Genomic DNA, 299 nt, shown 5'->3' on the forward strand with positions numbered 1-299 from the left:
GGCGTTTACCACGGTGTGGTTCATGACTGGGGTGAAGTCGTAACAAGGTAGCCCTAGGGGAACCTGGGGCTGGATCACCTCCTTACCTATACGACTAACTTAATAGTTGTTGAGTGTTCACACAGATTGCTTGTTAATGAGCAAACATATCCTACTTCACGTAGTTGATATCGTTCTTTAAAAATTTGGAAAGCTGATAGTAATAATCGTAACGATTATTGCGAAATTAAAAATTGAGTTCTCAAAACACTTAACATTAAGTGTCTTGGCTTAAGACTTAACGGTCTTAAGTAAAAATT

1 rRNA gene is annotated in these 299 nt (G+C 38.1%); it reads left to right on the top strand.

The annotated features are described in order from the left end of the window. A 16S ribosomal RNA gene (locus tag K5Q92_RS24105) occupies positions 1–85 on the top strand; the annotation flags it as partial. Positions 86–299: the final 214 nt, after the last annotated feature.

It is taken from the genome of Shewanella sp. MBTL60-007, assembly GCF_019654915.1.
Taxonomy (GTDB): Bacteria; Pseudomonadota; Gammaproteobacteria; order Enterobacterales; family Shewanellaceae; genus Shewanella.